This window comes from Cupriavidus sp. DF5525, from assembly GCF_040149425.2.
Lineage (GTDB): Bacteria > Pseudomonadota > Gammaproteobacteria > Burkholderiales > Burkholderiaceae > Cupriavidus > Cupriavidus pickettii_A.
On the sequence record NZ_CP168265.1, the window covers coordinates 2,804,223 to 2,825,274 of the forward strand.

Consider the following 21,052-nt stretch of genomic DNA (forward strand, 5'->3'; position numbering starts at 1 on the left):
CGCTGCAATGCAACGCGAACGTGGCAGACAGGGAGGCAAAAGCTATAATTTATCGGATTATGACAGACTTCGGCAGGGATTCTTGCATTGCAGCGTGCGCCAGCGGCGCGCACGGCAACGGCCTGCGGGCGGATGCCCACCCCGTCGCCGATCCTGTCGTCTGTCCTGTCCTTCACACCATGCCCGTCCGCGCTGCCGGCCATCCGTCCCACGGGCCGGCCAACCAGCCCGCGGCGGCCGCCGCAGAGGCCTCCAAGTGAAACTCCACGCCGACCAGCCCCAGTCGCTCAATACCGTCACGGCCTATGGGCCGGGATATATCGAAATCAATCTCGTCCGTCACACCACCTCGCTGCTGGTCATGCCCGAAGGCGAAGTCCGACCCTGGCCGGTCAGCCGCTTCGAAGACCTGGAGCCGGCACATTTCGAGCAACTCGCCGAGCTCGGCCCGGAAGTGGTGCTGCTCGGCACCGGCGCCCGGCTGCGCTTCCCGCACCCGCGCCTGACCGCCTCGCTGTCGCGCCGCCATGTCGGCGTCGACGCCATGGACTTGCAGGCCGCCTGCCGCACCTACAACATCCTGATGGCCGAGGGCCGCAAGGTGGCCGCGGTGCTGCTGCTGGAGCCCGAAGCTGGCGCCGCCTGACCCGGCGCGCCCTGCCGGCCGCGATTGCGAAAGTTGAGCCGGCGCCACGCTTGAAGTCTGGCCGCGCGCCCCAATCTGCTCCCGCTAAGGTGGCAGCCCCCTCCTTCCTGATCCCTCTGCCCCTCGCCCAGGAGCCACAAGCATGACCGTCAGTCTCAACAAGGCCGTATCCGACTTCAGCGCGCCGATGACCGGCGACGCCACCTTCCGTCCTGCCGACTACCGCGGCAAGACGGTGGTGCTGTACTTCTATCCGAAGGACAACACGCCGGGCTGCACCACCGAGGCCATGAACTTCCGCGACCAGTACGACGACTTCACCAAGGCCGGCGTGCAGGTATTTGGCATCTCGCGCGACAGCATTCGCTCGCATGAGAACTTCAAGGCCAAGCTCGAACTGCCCTTCGAACTGATCTCCGACGCCGATGAAGCCGTGTGCTCGCTGTTCGATGTCATCAAGATGAAAAAGCTTTATGGCAAGGAGCACCGGGGCATCGAGCGCAGCACCTTTATCATCGACGGCAAGGGCATCCTGCGCCACGAACTGCGCGGCATCAAGGTGCCGAACCACGTCGACGAAGTGCTGGAGATCGTGCGCGGACTGTGAGTCCTTGCACATGACGCCGCGGGTCATTTGGCGTTGCCGCGACACTGCATCCGGGTGGTGTTGCAAGCGATTGCCAAACCCAAAACCTTCGGATACATTGGCCCGTAATGAGTTCAGATTCCGGATGCCACGCTGCTTCGACTTCCCGGCCCAGGCGGTTCGCGCCACAGGCCGGTAGCGGACCTGCCGTGTCGCCGGTCCGCAAGATAGCCGCCACACCTGTTATGCAGGCATGGCGGCTTTTTTGTTTGCACTCATCCCTGTCCGCGCCGGATGCCTCGCGCATGCATGCCCCGGCCATGGCCCGCGACGCCGTTGCGCACCGCGGCCCGGACGTCTACGCCCCCTTCTTGTCCCCCTGAAAGGAAAGCCAAGCATGCCGCTGCCTACCATGCCCGCCAAGCCTGCCCAATTGCTGGACCCGAGCGAATTCGCTCCGGTTACCGCGGTGCCCAAGGCCAAATCCGCGACACAGGGCAAGAAACCTGTGCCGGCACTCGAGCGCGTGGCATTGCTGGAAACCGGCGACACCCAGGCGCCTGAAGTCCAGGCACGCGCCGCCGGTGGCACCCGCGCCCGCAGCACTGAAACCCCGACCGCACCCGCGCCGGCCGTCAGCGCCGCGCCGGTCAGCCTGCTCAAGCCGTCCGCCGGCCCCACCCGCCGCGCCCGCAAGTCCGAAGGGCCGAGCAAGCTGTTCGTGCTCGACACCAACGTGCTGATGCACGACCCCGCCTCGCTCTTCCGCTTCGAGGAACACGACATCTATCTGCCGATGATGACGCTCGAAGAACTGGACAACCATAAGAAGGGCATGAGCGAAGTCGCGCGCAATGCGCGCATGGTCAGCCGCACGCTCGATTCGCTGGTGGGCGGCACCGATGGCGTTCTCGACGAAGGGCTGCCGCTGGAAAAGCTCGGCAACCGCGATGCGCAGGGCAAGCTGTTCTTCCAGACGCGCCTGAACGACATCAAGCTGCCCGAGGGCCTTCCGCAAGGCAAGGCCGACAACCAGATCCTGGGCGTGGTCAGCGCGCTGCAGCAGCAGTACCCCGAGCGCCAGGTAGTGCTGGTGTCGAAAGACATCAACATGCGCATCAAGGCGCGCGCGCTCGGCCTGCCGGCAGAGGACTACTTCAACGACCAGGTCCTGGAAGACAAGGACCTGCTCTACGCCGGCGTGATGCAGCTGCCCGGCGACTTCTGGACCAGGCACGGCAAGGGCGTGGAAAGCTGGCAGGACCCGAAGTCCGGAGCCATGTTCTATCGCCTGACCGGGCCGCTGGTGCCATCCTTCCTGGTCAACCAGTTCGTCTACCTTGAGCCGGTCGACGGCAGCCTGCCGCTGTACGCGCAGGTCAAGGAGATCAACGGCAAGACCGCGCTGCTGCAGACGCTGAAGGACTACACGCACCACAAGAACAATGTATGGAGCGTGACCGCTCGCAACCGCGAGCAGAATTTCGCGCTCAACCTGCTGATGAACCCGGACATCGACTTCGTCACGCTGCTGGGCCAGGCCGGTACCGGCAAGACCCTGCTGGCGCTGGCTGCGGGCCTGGAGCAAGTACTCGACCAGAAGCTCTACAACGAGATCATCGTCACCCGCGCCACCGTGCCGGTGGGCGAAGACATCGGCTTCCTGCCCGGCACCGAGGAAGAGAAGATGCAGCCGTGGATGGGCGCATTCGACGATAACCTCGAGGTGCTGCAGAAGAGCGACGACAGCGCCGGCGACTGGGGCCGCGCCGCCACGCAGGAGCTCATCCGCTCGCGCATCAAGGTCAAGAGCATGAACTTCATGCGCGGCCGCACCTTCGTCAACAAATTCGTCATCATCGACGAGGCGCAAAACCTGACGCCCAAGCAGATGAAGACGCTGGTGACGCGCGCCGGCCCGGGCACCAAGATCATCTGCCTCGGCAATATCGCGCAGATCGACACGCCGTACCTGACCGAGGGTTCGTCGGGCCTGACCTACGTGGTCGACCGCTTCAAGGGCTGGAGCCACAGCGGCCATATCACGCTGGCGCGCGGCGAGCGCTCGCGCCTGGCTGACCACGCGGGCGACGTGCTCTGACGCGAGCGCTGTCCGGCGCGCCCTGCCTCGGTGGGGTGCGCCGGCGCACCGTGCTGCTGCCCCTGTCGTCAACGGCAAGCGCTTTGCGGCTATGATTGCCGCATGGATGCGCACTGCCTTGCTTCCCGTACCGCATCCCCACTGGAGGCTTCGATGAACCACCAGCATCTGTCCGGCAGGCCTGCGCCTGCCGCCCAGCGTCGCGCGGGCGCTGTCATCGCCCGCAGCCGGCTCAGGCAGCGCCTGGCCCTGGCCATGCTCGCCGCGGCCGGCATGGCCCTGGCTGTCAGTTCGCGCCCCGCCCGCGCCGCGCCCGAGGACATGGTGATCCGCACCATGGGCCCGGTCAGCTACGTTTGCGGCGGCGTTGCCGAAGACGAGCGCCAGGCGCTGGCCGCCAAGGAAAAAGACTTCAATATCGGCATCGTGTTCACCCAGGGCACTGCCGGCGAATACCTGTCCGACGTCGCGGTCAAGCTGGTGCGCGACGAACAGGAAGTCGCCAGCTTCCGCGCCGCCGGCCCGCGTTGCCTGATACGTGCGCCAGAAGGCAGCTACAATATCGAGGCCAGTTACAAGGGCCAGGCCAAGTCCATCAAGGTCAGCACCGGTATGCGCAACGCCCAGCTACGCTGGTAGCGGCAAGCCTCTCCGGTGCGCCGGCAGGCCGGCGACCGGAACCACAGGATGCCATTGCGCCGTACCCGTCTTTTCTCCGACTCCCTGCGCCGACAGGGCCCGCTCGCCAGGGCCCGGCTGCCGCTGCTTTGCGCTACCGCCCTGTTGCTCGCGGCCTGCGCCAGTTCCCCGCCTTCCCGCCATGCAGGCTTGCCGCGCACGCCGGGCAAGCCGATGGTCGACCCCAGCGCCGGCCTGGAAGAAATCTCGATCCAGGCGATGTCGCTGGTCGGCACCCCATACCGCTATGGCGGCAATACGCCGGACGCCGGCTTCGACTGCAGCGGGCTGGTGCGCTACGTGGTCTCGCGCGCGGCCAACGTCAACCTCCCGCGCACGACCGAGGCGATGGGCACGCGCGGCAGCGCGCTGGACCGCAGCGAAGTGGCCTCCGGCGACCTGGTGTTCTTCAATACCACCGGCCGGGCCAATTCGCACGTGGGCATCTACGTCGGGCAGAACCGCTTTGTCCACGCGCCCTCTTCCGGCGGCACAGTGCGGCTGGAGGACATGAGCAAGCCCTACTGGGCGTCGCGCTACAACGGCGCGCGCCGCGTGGTGGCGGCGATCAACCAGCCGCCCGAACCCGCTTCACCGCCGGCGCCATCGGTAGCACCGGTCGCGCCGCCGCTTCCCGTGCCTGCCCCCGCGCCCGCGCCAGTGCAGGACGACGACGATCCCATCGCCGCCTTCGCCAATCGCTGAAGCCAACATGAAGCGCCAAAGCAAAAAGCCAGGCATCTGCCTGGCTTTTTGCTTTGCTGGTCAATTCGGCGTTACAGGATATGCCGGCCGATCCACCATGCGATCGCGGCCATGAAGGCCGACGCCGGAATGGTCAGCACCCAGGCCCAGACGATATTGCCGGCCACGCCCCAGCGCACCGCCGACATCTTCTGTGCCGAGCCCACTCCGACGATGGCGCCCGTGATCGTATGCGTGGTCGACACCGGCACGCCTAGCGCCGAGGCAAAGAACAGCGTCAGCGCACCGCCTGTCTCGGCGCAGAAACCGCCGACCGGCTTGAGCTTGGTGATCTTCTGCCCCATGGTGCGCACGATGCGCCAGCCGCCGAACAGCGTACCCATGCCGATAGCCACGTAGCAGCTCACGATCACCCAGGTCGGCGGCTGACCGCCGGCCATCACATGGCCGCTGGCGATCAGCAACATCCAGATTATGCCGATGGTCTTCTGCGCGTCATTGCCGCCGTGCCCCAGGCTATACAGCGACGCCGACACCAGCTGCAGCCGGCGGAACCAGCGGTCCACCCGCGACGGCGGCGTGCGGAAGAAGGTCCAGCCCACCATCACCATCATCAGCGAGCCCAGCAGGAAGCCCAGCAACGGCGAGATCAGGATAAAGGCCACGGTCTTCAGCAGGCCGCTGCCCACCAGCGCGCCGGTGCCGGCCTTGGCCACCGCCGCGCCCACCAGCCCGCCGATCAGCGCGTGCGACGACGACGACGGGATGCCGTAGTACCAGGTGATGACGTTCCAGGCGATCGCCCCCACCAGGGCGCCGAAGATCACGTAGTGGTCGACGATGCCGACATCGATGGTGCCGGTGCCCACCGTGGCGGCCACCTTCAGGTGAAAGACAAAGATCGCGACAACGTTGCACATCGCCGCCATCGCCACCGCATGGTGCGGCTTGAGCACGCCCGTGGACACCACCGTGGCAATCGAGTTGGCCGCGTCGTGGAAGCCGTTCATAAAGTCGAACAGCAGCGCGAGCGCCACCAGCAGGGCGATCACCCACAGGCTCATTTGAATGGTCTGCATGCCGATTGCCGCCTCAGGCGTTTTCCAGGACGATGCCTTCGATGATGTTGGCGACGTCCTCGCACTTGTCGGTGATCGTCTCGAGCTGCTCGTAGATGGCCTTCAGCTTGATCAGGCGCTTGACGTCGGTCTCGTCGCGGAACAGCTTGGACATCGCCGAGCGCATCACGCGATCTGCTTCGGACTCGAGCTGGTCGATCTGCTGGGCGGTCTTCAGGATGGTACTGGCGTTGCCCATGTCCTCGAGCAGCCCCACTGCGATCTTGACCTGGTCGCAGCACTGCACGCAGATCGCCGCCAGGCGCAGCGCCTCGTCGGTCAGGTTGGTCACGTCGTACAGCGAGATGGTTTCGGCCACGTCTTCCATCAGGTCCAGGATGTCGTCCATGGTCGTGATGAGCTTGTGGATCTCGTCGCGGTCCAGCGGCGTGATAAAGGTCTTGTGCAGCAGGTCGATGGTGTCGTGCGTGATCCGGTCGGCTTTCTTCTCGGTGGCCTGGACACGGCGGGCATGCGCCTCGGCGTTGGGCAAGTCGTTGACCAGTGCCTGCAGTTCATGGGCGGCGGTCACCGCGCAGTCGGCGTGCTGGTTGAAATATTCGAAGAACTTGCCCTCGGTGGGCATGAATCGGCCGAACATGGAATGTCCTTGTTGCAGCGGGAGAGACGCTGCTTTGTGTTGCAGATTGGGAGACGCGTTGCATGACAGCCACCGGGTAGGCGGCTGTCATCAAAGCGCAATATTTTACAGGGTTACGGGGATATTGCCCGCTGAATTGGCACAAACGAGACGGCGCCGCCGCGACTATTGCGCGCAGGCTTGACTTCGTCAGGTGTCGTTGTCGAAGAAAGCCGGGCCGCCGCTGAAGTTGTCGAACTTCGTGAACTGGCCGAGGAAGGTCAGGCGCACGGTGCCGATCGGGCCGTTACGCTGCTTGCCGATAATGATTTCAGCCGTGCCCTTGTCCTGGGAGTCCGGGTTATAGACTTCGTCGCGGTAGATGAACAGGATCACGTCGGCATCCTGTTCGATAGCACCGGATTCACGCAGGTCGGACATCACCGGACGCTTGTTGGGGCGCTGTTCCAGGCTTCGGTTGAGCTGCGACAGTGCGATCACCGGGCAGTTCAGTTCCTTGGCCAGGCCCTTGAGCGAACGGGAGATTTCGGAAATTTCCGTCGCGCGGTTTTCGCCGCCACCGGAACCCGACATCAGCTGGAGGTAATCGATGATGATCAGGCCAAGCTGCCCGCACTGACGCGCCAGGCGCCGCGAACGGGCACGGAGCTCCATCGGGTTCAGCGCCGGCGTTTCGTCGATGAACAGCTGGGCGTCGTTCATGCGCTGGATCGCATGTGTCAGCCGCGGCCAGTCTTCGTCCAGCAGGCGGCCAGTACGTAGCCGGTGCTGGTCGAGGCGGCCTACCGAGCCGAGCATACGCATGGCCAACTGGGTGCCCGCCATTTCCATCGAGAACACTGCCACCGGCAAGCCCTGCTCCACCGCCACGTGTTCGCCGATGTTCAGCGAGAACGCCGTCTTACCCATCGAGGGGCGGCCGGCCACGATGATCAGGTCACCACCCTGCATGCCGCTGGTCATCTTGTCCAGGTCGATGAAGCCGGTCGGCACGCCGGTAACGTCGGTGGTGGAATCGCGGTGGTACAGCTCGTCGATGCGCTCGACCACCTGGGTCAGCAGCGGCTGGATTTCCTGGAAACCCTTCTGTCCGCGCGAGCCTTCTTCGGCAATCGCAAAGACCTTGGATTCGGCCTCGTCGAGCAGCTCACGGACTTCACGCCCCTTCGGCGCAAAGGCCGCCGAGGCGATATCGTCCGCCACCGTCACCAGCTTGCGCAGCACCGAGCGCTCGCGCACGATCTCCGCATAGCGGCGGATATTGGCCGCGCTGGGCGTGTTCTGCGCCAGCGAATTCAGGTACGCCAGGCCGCCCACCTCCTCGGACTTGCCGGCGACCTGCAGCATCTCGTACACCGTGATCACGTCGGCCGGCTTGGTGGCCGAGATCAGCCGGGCGATGCTCTGGAAGATCATCCGGTGGTCGAAGCGGTAGAAGTCCGCCTCCGACAGGAAGTCCGCGATGCGGTCCCAGGCGGCGTTGTCCAGCAGCAGGCCACCCAGCACCGATTGCTCGGCTTCGATGGAGTGCGGCGGGACCTTGAGATTCTCGAGTTGGGAGTCGGCGACGGGCGCGTTCATGGGGAGGGATTATAACGGCGGGCGGACGCACTTCGCCGGACATTTGGCGCTTGCGGTCGGATTACATTCCGGTATCAGCGCAGGCACGGCCTGCGGAGTGCCGCGGGGGTACCGCAACCGTGGCGCGATAGGGACGCCGGCAACAAAAAAGGCAGGAGCCGGGGCTCCTGCCTTCTTGCTTGCAGTGCTTGCGGTGCTTCGGCCGGCGCCAGGGCGCAGGCGAGGCTGCAGAGCTTAGACCTGCTCGCCCAGCACCGACACGGTAACGTCGACCACGACGTCCGTGTGCAGGGCAACGCTGACCGGGTGGTCGCCCACCGTCTTCAGCGGGCCGTTCGGCATGCGAACCTGCGACTTCTCGACCTTGAAGCCTTGGCCTTCCAGGGCCTCAGCGACGTCGGCGTTGGTGACCGAACCGAACAGGCGGCCGTCCACACCCGACTTCTGGCTGATCTGGACGGTCAGGCCGTTCAGCTTCTCGCCTTCGGCTTGCGCGGCGGCCAGCTTCGCGGCAGCGGACTTTTCCAGCTCGGCGCGCTTGACTTCGAACTCGGCGATCGCGGTTTGCGTGGCGCGGCGCGCCTTCTTCGACGGGATCAGGAAGTTACGCGCGTAACCGTCCTTCACCTTGACGATGTCACCCAGGTTGCCCAGGTTGATGACTTTTTCCAGCAGAATGACTTGCATCGTGTTTTCTCCGTTACGGACCTAGGGCCTATCAGTTCTTGTGCAGGTCGGTGTACGGCAGCAGCGCGAGGAAACGCGCACGCTTGATCGCCGTATCCAGCTGACGCTGATAGTGGGCCTTGGTACCGGTCAGGCGGGCCGGCGTGATCTTGCCGTTGTCGCCGATGAAGTCCTTCAGGGTGTCCAGATCCTTGTAGTCGATCTGTTCCACGCCAGCCACGGTGAAGCGGCAGAAGCGCTTGCGCTTGAACAGCGGGTTCTGTTGCTGGAAGCGCTTCTTGTTCTTGTTGTCACGTTTGATGAATGCCATGATTCAATCCTTTTCGAATGCTTTACATCCGGTGATGTGAAAGACGAGAGCCTTGCTGTTGCGGTGCTTGCGGGCGAGGAATCCTTCGCAGTCCAGCAGCGTGCCGAGCGGTAGTCGCTCAAGCCGCTGGCCGACCGGCCCGATCCCCATCGCTGCGATGGCAAACTCGACCTGGCGCGGCGTTTCCGCCTCGACGGCCTCGCCGCTGTACTGCAGGATGCAGTTCACGACGGGCACCCCGGCCGGGGTATAGCGCAGGGCATCGCGTTCCGCCAAGGTGGCGGCAAGCCGAAGCTGGTTCAACGCGGGGCCTCTTGCTGTTTGCCATCGGTGCCGCCGTGGCCGACGCTGTCAGCCGTGGCACGCACCGCAGTCCGCACTCAGGCGGGCTGGCCTTCGGTGGTCGTTTGCGCGGCCTTGCGGGCTTCTTCGCGCTGCACTTCCTTCATCATCGGCGAAGGAGCGGTCTCGGCCTTCTTGGTCTGCACGATCAGGTGGCGCAGGACGGCGTCGTTGAACTTGAACGCGTGTTCCAGTTCAGCCAGGGTTTCCTTGCCGCATTCGATGTTCAGGCAAACGTAGTGAGCCTTGGCCAGCTTCTGGATCATGTAGGCCATCTGGCGACGGCCCCAGTCTTCCACGCGGTGAACGTTGCCGCTCTGCGAGGTGACGAGCTGCTTGTAGCGCTCGATCATGGCCGGCACTTGTTCGCTCTGGTCCGGGTGGACGATGAAGACGATTTCGTAATGACGCATTGACGCTCCTTTTGGGATTAGCCACCCGGGCGTCACGAGTCCGGTGTGGCAAGGTTGAATAGCCTTAAAGTATAGCCCGGAAGCGGCCGAGCGTGCAAGCCGCCTGCCTGTTGGAGCCCCGGGGTCGCACTGGCTCAGGCCCGGGCGAAGACCGCCTGCAGGCGCGCCGGGTCGCGCGCGAGGCCGGGATCCGCCGCCAGCGCCACCACCAGCAGCACCCGCGCCTTGTACGGGTTGAGGTCGGCCGCGGAGACGAATACGCCATCCGCCGGACTGGGTTGCGGCGGGATCGACACATGACCCGCCATGGTGCGCGAGCTGCGCACGACCGCCACGCCGGCGTCGGCGGCATCGGCCAGCGCGGCCGCGAGCCCTTCATGCACAGAGCCGTTGCCGGCCGCAGCCACCACTAGTCCGTCGACACCGGCCTGCACCAGCGCATCCACGGCTACCCTCCCCGGCTGCGCGTAGCTCGCCACGATCTCCACCGTCGGCCAGGCCTCCGGCATCGGGCCAATCGCCCAGGCAGCGCGCGGCGCGCGGGCGAAGCGCACATAGTCGTCCTGCACGAAGCCCAGCGGCCCACTGGCGGAAACAAAGGCATCAATAGCCGAGGTGTGGGTCTTGGCCACGTCGCGTGCCGCGTGGATCTGCTGGTTCAGCACCACCAGCACGCCCTTGCCGCGCGCATCGGGGTGCGTGGCTACGCGGACCGCGTCCAGCAGGTTCAGCGGACCGTCGGCGGACAGCGAGGTCGACGGGCGCATCGCCGCCGTCATCACCACGGGCACCGGGCACGCCTGCGTCAGGTGCAACGCCATCGCGGTTTCTTCCAGCGTGTCGGTCCCGTGTGTGATGACGATGCCGGCGACATCGGCTTGCGCCGACCAGTGCTCCAGCCGCGCGGCCAGCATGCCCCACAGGGCGAAGGTCATGTCCTTGCTATCGACCTGCGCCACCTGCTCCGCCTCGATACGGGCGACGGACTGCAGCGCCGGCAGCGCGCCCAGCAGCGAGGACACGGGCACGGTCGCCGCCTGGTAGCGCGCGCTGCTGGCGGGATTGCCGGACGCGCCGGCAATGGTGCCGCCGGTGGCCAGGACGACAATGCGAGGCAGTTGGGTCATGGGGGCTCAGGAATTCAATACAGGAGGGATGCGAATAGCCGATTGTAACGGCGGACTTGCCGAGGGCCGCGGCCTGAGCGGTCCACCGGCATGCCTATCCATGCGACAGCCCCGAAAAATTCTGCTTGCGCTCAGGCCGATACTGTATAAAATCACAGCATACTGTTTAAACATACAGTGCCCGGCCCGCCGGATGCAGGATTTCCGATTGTCTCGATCCCTTCGATCCCGACGGAATCCCATGCTCCTGGATCTTCCTGCGCGGCCCTGCACGGAACGGCGATCCCATGGCGACCCTGACACCCCGGCAGCAGCAGATTTTCGATCTGATCCGCAACACGATCCGCCGTACCGGCTTCCCGCCCACCCGCGCCGAGATTGCCGCCGAGTTCGGCTTCTCATCCCCCAACGCGGCAGAAGAACACCTGCGCGCGCTGGCCCGCAAGGGCGTGATTGAACTGACGCCGGGCGCCTCGCGCGGCATCCGCCTGAAGGTGTCGCGCAGCGATTCGGAGATGCCGGACCAGTTCTCGCTGCCGATCCCCGGCGTGATGCAGCTGACGCTGCCGCTGGTGGGCCGCGTCGCAGCCGGCAGCCCCATCCTCGCCGCGGAACATATCGACCGCCAGTACCAGGTCGACGCCTCGGTATTTGACGAACGCCCCGATTACCTGCTGCGCGTACGTGGCCTGAGCATGCGCGACGCCGGCATCCTTGACGGCGACCTGCTCGCCGTGCGCCGCGCCAGCGAAGCCCCCAACGGCAAGATCGTGGTGGCGCGCCTCGGTGACGACGTGACGGTCAAGCGCCTGCAACGGCGCGGCGGCCATATCGAACTGATTGCAGAGAACCCGGACTTCGCCAACATCATCGTGGAGCCCGGCCGCGAGGAGTTCTCGCTGGAAGGCATTGCAGTCGGCCTGATCCGCTCTTCCGGCTTCTAGCCGGGCACCGCGGGCCACAGGCCTGCGCGGGCCCGCCCCCGCTTCCATTGTTTTTTGCAGACGCCGCCCGGCTCGCCGGGTGTTGACCCCGCTTTTGCCTGAAAAAGAGGTGCAGCCATGCCGCAAATCCACCACGCCGCCATCCGCCGTCCGGTCAAGCCCGTGCCGTTCCGCCAGTGCAAGGGCGTGCGCGTCTACCAGGGCGCGCAGCGCCGCACCATGGTCGGCAGCATGGCCGCCATCTGCCGGATGCTGGAACTCGAAACCTCCGACAAGCTCGTTGCCTGATCGACAACGCGCGCCGGCACATGCCGGCGCTGGCGGCCGCCATGCATGTCGTTGCACCTTGGCTGCTGCTTAGCTGCGTGCGCAGGCCTTGGTTTCGGTTTCCAGCTCCTGCGGCGTCAGCTGCGGGAACCATGTGTCGCTCTTGCGCAGTTCCAGCGCCGTTCCATCGGGCTTGGCCGTCAGTGAAATCAGGTAGGCGTACTCGAACTGGCCGGTGGCGTTTACCTGGCCAATCCGGATCTCAGTCTGGCTCTTCGCCGGATAGCTAACGACCGTGGCCTCATCGCCGAGGTTATTGCGCAGGCATTTCGCCACATCGCCCATCTGCGCGGGCGTGAACAAGCGCATCGGAGGGCGCGCGCGAATATCCTTTTCGGACGTGCCGCTGGCGCACCCGGCCATCATTGCCGCGATCGCCACGCTGCAGCCGATCACCTTCGCTCGAACAGACATACCAACCCCTTGGGAATGCAAGGCGGGTATGGTACAGGAGGCACACGGATTTCGCGCGGGCTGCGGACGGCCTGCGCGCCGCCCTGACGCAAGCGCCACACATTGCCGGACATCGACCGATACCTCGACGCGCGGCGCCCGCGCCAGACTGTCGGCATCCACCCCAAAAGAGACCGACCGTGGCATCCCGCAATATCCACGTCATACCCGCCGGCGACCAGGGCTGGGCAGTAGCCGTCGCAGGAAGAAGCCATCGCTGCAGGGACCGAGAAAGCATGGCAGGATCGCGTCGAACTGTTCATTCATGGACGCGACGGGCAGATTCGGGAAAGGAATTCCTTCGGGAACGATCCGCGCAATATCCGGGGCTGACCAGGCTCGCAGAGAGCCAAGGCAATACCTGCGAAATATTCGCGCGACGAAGCAAAACGGGCGCCCTTGCGCGGCGCCGTTTTGGAGAAAACGATTTCCCGTCGCCCGACAGTCACGTCAACCTGCATTTCAGTACAGTCCATTGGTGCAGCGGCTTCTAACGTGGCAGCATCCCCCTACAGGCAAAATGAAGGAGAAGACATGAACATTTCGTCGCGCGCCGTTGACGACTTGATCCGCATAGCTACGGCCGGGGGTGGGTTTCGCGTTGACGCTACCGTCCATACACTCGACGACCTGATCAGAATTGCTGCCGCCGCAGGCGCAAAGAGATCGCGTGTCACAGTCGTAGGAGCCTCGATTCACGGCACCGACAGCCTGGTCCGCATCGCGGCCGCAGGCAATGGAGCCGTCGAGTTCTTGGACTAAGTTTTGTAGCTTGACCAGGGTGAGTGCATGCTGCGTTGCCCAGATGCGCGGCGCCTCACCTCACTCTCCGATCTGTCAACTGGTCTGCCTGTGCTGGGCCGGGAGCCCTACGGACATGCCGCGCCAGATCTACCTGGTCGTCATGGCGCTCGCCTTCTTCGGCGCAGTCGCCTTCGGCGCCTATTCCAACTACCGCTGGATGAAGCGGCAGGTAGAGGAATTCTCTCACTGACGCAAACTCCATTGAAGGTCTGACTGGCATCGGACCAAATCATTCTCGTAGCGCTGCAAACTCAGGGCTGACGCATCAATCCTTGTCTCTGCCGCGACCGTTGCCACCATCGGCATCACGATTCCGCCCACGGTCATCACCACGGTCATCACCGCGGTCACCGCCACGGCCATTGCCCCGGCCATTGCCCCGGCCCTCGCCATGATCGCCTCGTCGGTCCCGGCCGCGATTCTCCGCTCGCTCATCGCCGCGATTCCACCCACGCTTCTCGCCGCGGTTTTCGCCTTGATCTCCACCACGGTTCCAGCTGCGGTTGTCACGGTCGCTCCAATCACGGCTCCTGTTTCGCTTCTCGTCCCGGTCCCAACCTCGATCCCAGTCACCGCCCCACTTTCGGTTGCCGCCGTAGTACCTGCCGCCGTCCCAATCGGAGTAACCGCCGCCGTAAATGGGGCGCGAGTGACCGCGGTGATAGTAGCCGTCATCGTAGGGAGCGACGGCGCAGCCGGTGAGAAGTGCTGCCGTGGCCACGGTGAGCACAAGAAGGGGTTTCATGGTGACCTGCGTTTGCAGTTAGCTAATTTGCCGCAAGGATACCGACGGGCACCTCCCCCTGTTGTAAGAAATCGTGTCCCACTGCGCGAGGTCGCGGCATGATCCGCGACCAGTTTCTGCTCGACATCGCACCCGAAAACATCGTCGATAACTTCGCCGGTGGCTGCGGTGCCAGCTGCGGCATTGAACTCGCTCTCGGCCGGCACGTCGACATCGATCATTGACCCCGCCGATCCCACGCTTGCGTTCGTACGCGAGGCACTGATGCGCATCGGCAAGATGAAGGCTTACCGCCTGCCGCAGCACGCCCAGGTTCGCATGTGCGCCAACAGCGTCAGCCCGCCGATGGCGGCAGCACTGGTAAGCGCCAACGTGCCTGAGATGGCGAGCTGGTCGGCGAAGGAATCGAAACGATTTGGAGTAGCCGCATGAGGCTACAAGCCAGTCTTAGTGTTCTCGACGCAAGCCTTTGCGTAAGCAATTGCTTCGGTCATCGCCTCTTCCTCGCTATTGAACGTGGCTTTGATCTTGTGTCGCAAGCCTGGGACAAACTCGTTTGCGTGATCGATTCTGCGCTCGAACAATACGGATGCCTCCCAGGCTCCAGATTTCGACTTCCAGACCGTGCAGTGGCAGTAGTACTCCCCCTCTTCGACCCAGGCATGGCTCGACATGGCGCCCTCCCATCGTTCCGAGGAATCCTAGTATGACGAAAGAACGTTCTTTGGCAAGATGGCGTCCCGTCCACGGCTACTTCGCCGCCATGGACACAGATTCGCGTACATGCCGGCGCGCACGGACTTGCCTTCCTTCGACTGGTCCTGGAAGTGCGTGGGATCGACCTCTTTCTTGAAATGTCGGCAACGGAGCCGGCGACGGTCTGCCCGGCTTGAATGTCCAGGGCTTTCCGCTTTGCCCGGTCATGCTGTGTATGGCAGCGGCCGGACTAATCCGCCCTGCAGCGATCACGGCAAAGCTGGAGCGGCGCGGCTGATGCGTGCGACTTTGCGGCGCACGCAAACCCGGCGACGACGCACCGCCACTACAACAGGAGAGAGGTGAAACGGGCTGCTGCGACGGAGTAGAAAACGAAAACGGCGCCGTGGGCGCCGCTGGAAGATTTCCGCTTTCGTTGGGATGTTCGCATCGAGAACTTACCCACACTGCATAAGTTATTGATGCGAAAGAGAATTTTGGGGTGGCTGATGGGACTCGAACCCACGACGACAGGAATCACAATCCTTGTTCAATCTCCATTGAAATCAATGGCCTAGCTCGTTTCTTTGGAAATCAGCATACCCTGCCACCCGCACCATAACTAGGGCCATTTTGCCAAGTTCCAAAGAAAGTTGATACCAATGCTGTATATCCGTACAGTGTATCCATGGCCAAATCTGACTACTCCATCCCCGAGAACTGGGACCGGATCTATATCCTCGACGACAGCGGCAACCCCGTTCGTGTCTTCGACTTCGGTGTCAAGGTCGACTGGGAGGTCAGCGTCGGCAAGCAGTACGCACTTCGCGACGAGCTGCCGGAGTATGGCGTCGTCGTTCGAACCTATTTCTCGTGCTGGGCCAGCATGCACGATGACAAGCCGCCGACGTTCTGGACCATCCTCAAGGGCAATGGCCTAGATCACACCTACCACTCCGCGACCTGGAATGAGGCCCAGGACAAGCATCGACGGGTGGTTGAGAAGGTGCACCGAACGCTACCTCGTACTGGCACGCTGTCGGACGGCGACTGATACCGGCGCCCGTGCGGCGCGCGGAGACTGGCTCCATAACTTCAGGAGACAAGCCATGCCTGGACAGAACATCCACGTTGTACCCGCCGGTGACGGCTGGGCCGTTGAGGTTGAAGGCGGCCATGGCAAGGAAACGTTCGAGACCCAGGAAGCAGCCGTTGCCGCAGGTACCGAGAGAGCAAAGCAGATGAAGGTCGAGCTGCTGATCCACGGCCGCGATGGACAGATCCGCCAACGCAACAGCTTCGGCCACGACACGCGCGATGTGAAGGGCTGACGCCATGCCGCCGCGCGAGGCCGCGCACCTGAACCTGGCCAGCTTCCCCCTGATGCTGGCCAAGCGCGGCGTGATGCCGCACGGTGACGACTGGCTCTACGAACTGAAATACGACGGATATCGCCTGCTGGCGCGCACGGGTGACCCGGCGCTACGTCTGCGCGAAGGCGGCGAGGCCACCAGCTGGTTCCCTGAACTGCACGATTCCCTGGCGGCGCTGCCCGCCGGCTGCGTGCTCGACGCCGAGGGCGTGGTGTTCGATGATATCGGCCGCCCTGACTTCAACGCCTTCCATGCGCGGGCCTTGCGCAGGCGCTGGTATCGCGGTGCGCGGCCGGTGGCCCTGGCCGCCTTTGACCTCCTAGTCCTGCGCGGCCGGGACATCCGCGACTGGCCCATCGAGAAACGCAAGGCGGCGCTGCAGAAGCTGCTGGCCGGCGTGACCGTGGGTCTGCTGTACGTAAGCGCCGTGGACGACGGCGAAGGGCTCTACCAGCATGTGCGGGCCCTCGGCATGGAGGGCATCGTCGCCAAGCGCGCCGGCAGCTTGTACCGCGGCGGCGCGTCCGACGATTGGCGAAAGATCAAGGTGCCGGGCTACCACCGCCCGGGCAAGTTCACGCGCGCCCCTCTCCCGCCTGCCTGAATCGGGTATGCTCACGGCCAGCGCTGGCGGCCACAGCCCGCCGTCAACAGGGGTCCACATGCACAAGATTTTTGCCGCCGCCGTCCTGGCGAGCGGTCTCGCCGGCTGCGCCACAGCCATTGATCCGGCTGCGGAGCGGGTCAGCATCATGACAGCCAACCAGAAGGAGCGTTGCACGTCGCTGGGCGTCATCACGACCGAGCAGCGCATGGGGCCAAACAAGCCCGGCAGCGCAATGAACAAGGCGATCAACGAAGTCGCCAGGCGCGGCGGCAACGGTATCTACGTCGTGGCGAATACCATGGACTGGGCCGAGGGCGCCACTGTCACCGCCGAGGCGCTGAACTGCCCCGGCGCCACCGCCAGCGTCCAGCGATAAGGGCCAGAATGCGTAAAATTCTCGCCACCTTCATCCTGGCCGCCACGCTCGCCGGGTGCGCAACGCCTACCGTCTTCCGCGATCCAGCCACCGGCCAGGTTGCGCAGTGCAATGCGACGACGCCGGGCATTTTCCCGATCATTGCGCAGTACGAGATCACCAACTGCTCGCAGGCCTACGCGAAGATGGGCTGGCAGCAGCAGTAATCAGTCGGCGAGCGCAGCGTCTTCGCCCTCGTCCGCCTCGATGGAGCGGGCGCAGTGGTCGCGCTCGAACCAATCCAGCATGCGGCAGAGGATGCAACCCCAGCGCCGGCCGGCGGCCTGCGCCTTGCCGGCGCGGCTGCTGATTGTCTCATCGGGACTACCAGCGGCCAGCGCGTTGCCGAACTGGTCGAGCGCGATCAATATGTTCCAGAGATATCGGCGCATGTTCATTTCCCCGGCGTGGTGGCATCGATCAACCCGTTGATCTGATCCCGGAACGCCCCCGCCTGGCGCTGCAAGTCGAGGGTGAAGGTCAGCAGATCGCCCATCGTGGGGCCGGCCGGCTCACTGAGCACCGGCTCCGGGCGCTGGCGCAGGCTGGCCGGTATTTGCGATGGCGGCGTTGTCCCGAAGCAGGCGCAGCCCGTCAGAGTCAAGGCGGCAAGCAGCATAGTCAGGGTTCGCATGGATCACCCTCTCCTTCGTCACGGTCACGGTGCGGTACTGAGGCGCCTTCTTGGCGCGCTCTGCCTCATAGAGTTCCGCCGCCGCCTCGGCATTCACCCGCCAGGCGTCAAGCTCGTCGCGCCGCTCGGCTTGGCAGGCCGCCACACCGACCGTCCTGCCGTGCTGGTAGACCCATGCCAGGCCTGCCAACACGGCCAGGGCGGCGACAACTGCCGCGATCAGACGGGCGCTCATGACACCCCCGAGAGGCAGAGCTGCCGCTCAGCGGCACGCCGCTTGATCAGCCCGGGCAGCTCCACTCCTTTCGCATACGTCCACCGCGGCAGCTCATTGCACGCGCCGGCATAGTCGCCCGCGTTCAACTTGCGCACCAGCGTCGAGCCGCAGAAGTTCTGCGGGCCGACGTTGTAGACGAAGCTGGTGAAGGCGGTGCGCTGGTTGGAGTTGAGCGGCACGGTGACGCACCGACTGACGGCACCGGTCGCTTGCAGCAGCTCGGCAGCGAGCAGGTTCTCGCATTGCTCGAGGCTGTAGGTCTGCCCCATCCGGACGCCGGCCGTTGTGCCGAAGCATGCTGTGGGGATTCCGACTGGGTCGAGATAGGCTTTCTGCCGCAGCCCCTCAAACCCCGCTACCAGCGGAACCGCTGCCGCAATACCAGCCACCACTAGACGGTTGCGCAGGCTCGGGTTCATTTCCAGAGTCCTTTGACCCCCGACCACGCAGCCACGATGCCCGAGACAGCTGCGGCCACGTAGCCCACCGGGCGCGCGATCCTGCCAATCCAGTTCAGCGCCTTGAATGCCCCGGCGGCAGCCTGGAAAGCCTCGACAATGTCCGCGGTGTTCGCCTCGACTCGGGCAGTGGCCTCGGTGTTGAGCTTCAGCTCCGACTCGATCGTGTTGACCCTTGCTACCAACGCCTGAAAGTTTTCTTCGTTCATGGTGTTGACCCCGTCCAAAATCCGCCCTCCGGCGGTACCTCACTGAAATTAGGTGGCGATGACCTGCAGCGCTCCCGGCGGGAAGTTCGGTGGCAGCGCACCGGCCGGGAGCAAGCGGTTCGCAGCGAGCGGGATCGTCAGCAGAGCATTGCCTGCAGTCAAAGCGTCGAAGAGCACGACCTTCTCGGCATCGATCCAGTTGACAGCAGGGCTCGGCCAAAGGAGTTGGGCCGCGTTGCTGCAGCCGTTGTCCGCGTGAGGCGCCGCCCAGGCTCCCGTGCTGGGGCCAACTGCCTTGCGGGCATAGTCACCAGCCGAGATCTCCGCACCTGCGCCGGCCCCGGCCACACTGGTGAGCAACCCCGCGTAGATTGCCGAGGGCGCCGTCCAGCTGCCCGTGCGCAGCATGTGCGTGCCGATCGCCGAAATGAGCGCGTCGGAGAGGTGCCCCGAAAAGACGATGCGAAGGTCGCCCGCAGCAAAGCTCGGAGCCGGTGCACCGCTGCCGATAACGGTCGCGGTGTCGAGTGCGCCAGAGGCAAGCACGTTGCCGCCGGTCGAGGCGTCACAGATACCGAAGTGCGTGACGGTGCCCCATGCCGCTGTCGGCGCTGGGAACGTGACCGCTGCGGCATTGGTAAAAGTCTTGTCCCCGCTGACTGGCAGCGCCCACGAGGCATCCCCCGGGCCGCGGGCAACGCGGGCGTAGCTGCCGCCGGTCACCTCCTGCGCCATGCTCCCCGCTTCGCCTGGATCCCCTGTGAAGAGCGCGACATAGAGCGCGATCGGCTTGGTCCAGCTGGTGGCGCGCAGCAAGTGGTTGAGAATTGCGGCTTCGGTATAGTTGGAAAGGCTCATGTGTCAATCCTCAGAAAAGCAGGAAAAAGTTGCCGACGCCCGGGGTGACTCCTGCCCCTGCCAAACGGGCGCGCGGCGTGGCATCGATACGCCCGACTGCTGCTAAAGGTGTACCGGCATCGAGGTCTGCAATGCCTTCAATCGAAGCTGGAGCCTCGCCAGTGAGCTGAGTACCTAGCGCCAGATTTGCGATACCGGACAAGCTTGCAGGCGCACTACCGGCGATCGGCGTTTCCCCAGGCGCGACCGCTGTATAGGTGGCATAAATGTCAATGCCTTGCCCCCCAATGACATCCCGGAGCGTAGATGGGCTGGTCCAAGCTGAAGCTTCTGTCTCCAGACCATCCGCCATCAGGTTGGTGTTGAACGGGACAGTCGGCGTGGACAGGTTCTCACTGGCAATGAAGCAAAGCCAGTAAGTGCCAGGAGCCACGGACACCGGACTGGAGAAGGCCAGCGTTACCCATGAGTTGGCGGTGGTGCCAGTGATCTCGACCGTCTGGGCGACCTTAGTTCCCGGTGTACCAGCATTGTCGGCAAAGATGGCCGCCTTGCACTTCACGGTGGCCGAGGTGGTCTTGATATAGGTCGAAATCGATTCCACCAAGACCGTGTCCGCCCCCCCCAGCACGAACTTCTCCCCGTGCTCCCGGTCGGTCTGGTAGGTGCCAGAACCCGCATCCACCGAGGAACGCCCAAAGCGCAGCTGTCCGTCATCGCCTTCCAGCACGATGGGGTAGGTGTAGCCGGAGGCAATAGTCGGGGTGCCAAAGGTGGCACTGGGGCCATCGGAGTAGGTGTCCGAGTTGTAATAGATCGCCCCGGCAGCGAAGCACAGTCCGGTCAGGTCGGTGGCATCGGCAATGACACCGGCCCACACATACGCCCCGGCTGCCACCTCCAAAGCCGGCGAGATCGTGAACAGATGCCATCCGGTGGTGTGCCCGGTGCTCTCCGGCGAGCTGCGCAACAGCGCACTGGGGACGGCTCCGACATCGCTGTAGATCACCGCCTTGAAGTGGTTGCTGGCCATGGCCGAGCCCCAGTTGACCCAGACCTTGTCGACCATCACGGTCTGGCCGGTGGTGTTCTGGTAGCGGCAGACGGCCTTGTTATTGGCCGGGGGGAGCTGGGCCAGCAAGCCCCCTGTAACCTGCTGGCCGAAGTTGATCTTGGCGCCCATGCCTTACACCCCCGACTGGTAGGGCACGTTGGCCGCCCCACTCTCGAGGATGCCCAGCCAGGCCACTGAGGTTGCGTTGCTGTCTTGAAACCGGCAGACGGCCTTGTTGTTGCCGGGAGGCATCTGGACGCCAGTGCCGCCCGATGTCTGGTTGCCAAAGGTAGTGAGCGCCAT

The 21,052-nt window shown here is 64.4% G+C and carries 32 protein-coding genes and 1 pseudogene; 16 read left to right on the forward strand and 17 right to left on the reverse strand.

Going from position 1 to position 21,052, the window contains the following annotated elements:
• The first annotated feature begins 256 nt into the window (after positions 1 to 256).
• The 5 genes from ABNX08_RS13030 to ABNX08_RS13050 all read left to right on the forward strand — a co-directional run bounded on the left by ABNX08_RS13030 (position 257) and on the right by ABNX08_RS13050 (position 4,716).
• Entirely contained in the window at positions 257 to 646 is a 390-nt protein-coding gene (locus ABNX08_RS13030; RefSeq protein ID WP_022535673.1) for an Mth938-like domain-containing protein, read from the forward strand.
• Positions 647 to 788: 142 nt separating this feature from the next.
• The gene (locus tag ABNX08_RS13035; RefSeq protein WP_022535674.1) at positions 789 to 1,253 is read left to right on the forward strand and encodes a peroxiredoxin; all 465 of its coding nucleotides are present in this window, start codon (positions 789 to 791) and stop codon (positions 1,251 to 1,253) included.
• A 376-nt stretch (positions 1,254 to 1,629) separates the two neighbouring features.
• Positions 1,630 to 3,333, forward strand: a complete 1,704-nt coding sequence (locus ABNX08_RS13040) for a PhoH family protein (protein WP_022535675.1) — start codon at positions 1,630 to 1,632, stop codon at positions 3,331 to 3,333.
• 153 nt (positions 3,334 to 3,486) lie between these two features.
• Positions 3,487 to 3,972 (forward strand): hypothetical protein, encoded by a 486-nt coding sequence (locus ABNX08_RS13045; protein WP_022535676.1) that lies wholly within the window; start codon positions 3,487 to 3,489, stop codon positions 3,970 to 3,972.
• A 48-nt stretch (positions 3,973 to 4,020) separates the two neighbouring features.
• Positions 4,021 to 4,716, forward strand: coding sequence for a C40 family peptidase (locus ABNX08_RS13050; RefSeq protein ID WP_022535677.1), 696 nt, complete (start codon positions 4,021 to 4,023; stop codon positions 4,714 to 4,716).
• Positions 4,717 to 4,787: 71 nt separating this feature from the next.
• Here ABNX08_RS13050 and ABNX08_RS13055 read toward each other — a convergent pair whose 3' ends face one another.
• From ABNX08_RS13055 to ABNX08_RS13090, 8 genes are all read right to left on the reverse strand, one after another.
• A complete protein-coding gene (locus ABNX08_RS13055; RefSeq protein WP_022535678.1) occupies positions 4,788 to 5,795 on the reverse strand; it encodes an inorganic phosphate transporter in 1,008 nt (335 codons plus the stop codon).
• Positions 5,796 to 5,808: 13 nt separating this feature from the next.
• Positions 5,809 to 6,435 (reverse strand): DUF47 domain-containing protein, encoded by a 627-nt coding sequence (locus ABNX08_RS13060; protein WP_010809517.1) that lies wholly within the window; start codon positions 6,433 to 6,435, stop codon positions 5,809 to 5,811.
• A gap of 189 nt (positions 6,436 to 6,624) precedes the next feature.
• Positions 6,625 to 8,016: a replicative DNA helicase gene (locus ABNX08_RS13065; RefSeq protein ID WP_022535679.1), complete on the reverse strand. Its 1,392-nt coding sequence runs from the start codon at positions 8,014 to 8,016 to the stop codon at positions 6,625 to 6,627.
• 234 nt (positions 8,017 to 8,250) lie between these two features.
• Entirely contained in the window at positions 8,251 to 8,703 is a 453-nt protein-coding gene (gene rplI / locus ABNX08_RS13070) for a 50S ribosomal protein L9 (RefSeq protein WP_022535680.1), read from the reverse strand.
• Positions 8,704 to 8,734: 31 nt separating this feature from the next.
• On the reverse strand, positions 8,735 to 9,013 hold the full coding sequence (gene rpsR / locus ABNX08_RS13075) for a 30S ribosomal protein S18 (protein ID WP_022535681.1): 279 nt from the start codon (positions 9,011 to 9,013) through the stop codon (positions 8,735 to 8,737).
• A gap of 3 nt (positions 9,014 to 9,016) precedes the next feature.
• Positions 9,017 to 9,316, reverse strand: coding sequence for a primosomal replication protein N (gene priB / locus ABNX08_RS13080; protein ID WP_022535682.1), 300 nt, complete (start codon positions 9,314 to 9,316; stop codon positions 9,017 to 9,019).
• 77 nt (positions 9,317 to 9,393) lie between these two features.
• Positions 9,394 to 9,768 (reverse strand): 30S ribosomal protein S6, encoded by a 375-nt coding sequence (rpsF, locus tag ABNX08_RS13085; RefSeq protein ID WP_022535683.1) that lies wholly within the window; start codon positions 9,766 to 9,768, stop codon positions 9,394 to 9,396.
• Between the two features lie 134 nt (positions 9,769 to 9,902).
• On the reverse strand, positions 9,903 to 10,895 hold the full coding sequence (locus ABNX08_RS13090) for an asparaginase (protein WP_022535684.1): 993 nt from the start codon (positions 10,893 to 10,895) through the stop codon (positions 9,903 to 9,905).
• A gap of 287 nt (positions 10,896 to 11,182) precedes the next feature.
• Here ABNX08_RS13090 and lexA point away from each other — a divergent pair, with 287 nt between their 5' ends.
• Positions 11,183 to 11,839 carry a transcriptional repressor LexA gene (gene lexA, locus ABNX08_RS13095; RefSeq protein ID WP_022535685.1) on the forward strand — a complete coding sequence of 219 codons (657 nt, stop codon included), beginning with the start codon at positions 11,183 to 11,185 and terminating at the stop codon, positions 11,837 to 11,839.
• A 117-nt stretch (positions 11,840 to 11,956) separates the two neighbouring features.
• The gene (locus ABNX08_RS13100; protein WP_022535686.1) at positions 11,957 to 12,127 is read left to right on the forward strand and encodes a hypothetical protein; all 171 of its coding nucleotides are present in this window, start codon (positions 11,957 to 11,959) and stop codon (positions 12,125 to 12,127) included.
• 69 nt (positions 12,128 to 12,196) lie between these two features.
• On the opposite strand, the gene ABNX08_RS13105 is transcribed toward ABNX08_RS13100, so the two are convergent.
• Positions 12,197 to 12,547 carry a hypothetical protein gene (locus ABNX08_RS13105; protein ID WP_374063606.1) on the reverse strand — a complete coding sequence of 117 codons (351 nt, stop codon included), beginning with the start codon at positions 12,545 to 12,547 and terminating at the stop codon, positions 12,197 to 12,199.
• 212 nt (positions 12,548 to 12,759) lie between these two features.
• Here ABNX08_RS13105 and ABNX08_RS13110 point away from each other — a divergent pair.
• Together ABNX08_RS13110 and ABNX08_RS13115 are read left to right on the forward strand one after the other, a co-directional pair.
• A pseudogene (locus ABNX08_RS13110) lies at positions 12,760 to 12,952 on the forward strand (DUF2188 domain-containing protein).
• Between the two features lie 201 nt (positions 12,953 to 13,153).
• A complete protein-coding gene (locus ABNX08_RS13115; protein ID WP_022535688.1) occupies positions 13,154 to 13,381 on the forward strand; it encodes a hypothetical protein in 228 nt (75 codons plus the stop codon).
• Positions 13,382 to 13,606: 225 nt separating this feature from the next.
• Here the strand turns inward: ABNX08_RS13115 and ABNX08_RS13120 are convergent, their stop codons facing one another.
• The gene (locus ABNX08_RS13120) at positions 13,607 to 13,933 is read right to left on the reverse strand and encodes a hypothetical protein (protein WP_349609186.1); all 327 of its coding nucleotides are present in this window, start codon (positions 13,931 to 13,933) and stop codon (positions 13,607 to 13,609) included.
• Between the two features lie 333 nt (positions 13,934 to 14,266).
• Here ABNX08_RS13120 and ABNX08_RS13125 point away from each other — a divergent pair, with 333 nt between their 5' ends.
• From ABNX08_RS13125 to ABNX08_RS13155, 7 genes are all read left to right on the forward strand, one after another.
• A complete protein-coding gene (locus ABNX08_RS13125) occupies positions 14,267 to 14,392 on the forward strand; it encodes a hypothetical protein (RefSeq protein WP_022535691.1) in 126 nt (41 codons plus the stop codon).
• A gap of 40 nt (positions 14,393 to 14,432) precedes the next feature.
• Entirely contained in the window at positions 14,433 to 14,600 is a 168-nt protein-coding gene (locus tag ABNX08_RS13130) for a hypothetical protein (protein WP_349609184.1), read from the forward strand.
• Between the two features lie 952 nt (positions 14,601 to 15,552).
• Positions 15,553 to 15,918 carry a hypothetical protein gene (locus ABNX08_RS13135; RefSeq protein WP_349609182.1) on the forward strand — a complete coding sequence of 122 codons (366 nt, stop codon included), beginning with the start codon at positions 15,553 to 15,555 and terminating at the stop codon, positions 15,916 to 15,918.
• A gap of 55 nt (positions 15,919 to 15,973) precedes the next feature.
• Entirely contained in the window at positions 15,974 to 16,195 is a 222-nt protein-coding gene (locus ABNX08_RS13140; protein WP_349609180.1) for a DUF2188 domain-containing protein, read from the forward strand.
• Between the two features lie 4 nt (positions 16,196 to 16,199).
• Positions 16,200 to 16,841, forward strand: coding sequence for a hypothetical protein (locus tag ABNX08_RS13145; protein WP_349609178.1), 642 nt, complete (start codon positions 16,200 to 16,202; stop codon positions 16,839 to 16,841).
• 58 nt (positions 16,842 to 16,899) lie between these two features.
• Positions 16,900 to 17,220 carry a hypothetical protein gene (locus ABNX08_RS13150; RefSeq protein ID WP_349609176.1) on the forward strand — a complete coding sequence of 107 codons (321 nt, stop codon included), beginning with the start codon at positions 16,900 to 16,902 and terminating at the stop codon, positions 17,218 to 17,220.
• 8 nt (positions 17,221 to 17,228) lie between these two features.
• A complete protein-coding gene (locus tag ABNX08_RS13155; protein WP_349609174.1) occupies positions 17,229 to 17,426 on the forward strand; it encodes a lipoprotein in 198 nt (65 codons plus the stop codon).
• On the opposite strand, the gene ABNX08_RS13160 is transcribed toward ABNX08_RS13155, so the two are convergent.
• The 7 genes from ABNX08_RS13160 to ABNX08_RS13190 form a co-directional block, all read right to left on the reverse strand.
• Positions 17,427 to 17,651, reverse strand: a complete 225-nt coding sequence (locus ABNX08_RS13160; RefSeq protein WP_349609172.1) for a hypothetical protein — start codon at positions 17,649 to 17,651, stop codon at positions 17,427 to 17,429.
• 120 nt (positions 17,652 to 17,771) lie between these two features.
• Positions 17,772 to 18,128, reverse strand: coding sequence for a hypothetical protein (locus tag ABNX08_RS13165; RefSeq protein WP_349609170.1), 357 nt, complete (start codon positions 18,126 to 18,128; stop codon positions 17,772 to 17,774).
• Positions 18,125 to 18,589: a lysozyme gene (locus ABNX08_RS13170; protein WP_349609168.1), complete on the reverse strand. Its 465-nt coding sequence runs from the start codon at positions 18,587 to 18,589 to the stop codon at positions 18,125 to 18,127. The genes ABNX08_RS13165 and ABNX08_RS13170 overlap by 4 nt, the downstream gene beginning before the upstream one ends.
• The gene (locus tag ABNX08_RS13175; protein WP_349609166.1) at positions 18,586 to 18,837 is read right to left on the reverse strand and encodes a hypothetical protein; all 252 of its coding nucleotides are present in this window, start codon (positions 18,835 to 18,837) and stop codon (positions 18,586 to 18,588) included. The genes ABNX08_RS13170 and ABNX08_RS13175 overlap by 4 nt, the downstream gene beginning before the upstream one ends.
• Positions 18,838 to 18,885: 48 nt before the next feature.
• The gene (locus ABNX08_RS13180) at positions 18,886 to 19,695 is read right to left on the reverse strand and encodes a hypothetical protein (protein ID WP_349609164.1); all 810 of its coding nucleotides are present in this window, start codon (positions 19,693 to 19,695) and stop codon (positions 18,886 to 18,888) included.
• A gap of 10 nt (positions 19,696 to 19,705) precedes the next feature.
• A complete protein-coding gene (locus ABNX08_RS13185) occupies positions 19,706 to 20,878 on the reverse strand; it encodes a hypothetical protein (protein WP_349609162.1) in 1,173 nt (390 codons plus the stop codon).
• Positions 20,879 to 20,881: 3 nt separating this feature from the next.
• On the reverse strand, positions 20,882 to 21,052 hold the full coding sequence (locus tag ABNX08_RS13190; protein WP_349609160.1) for a hypothetical protein: 171 nt from the start codon (positions 21,050 to 21,052) through the stop codon (positions 20,882 to 20,884).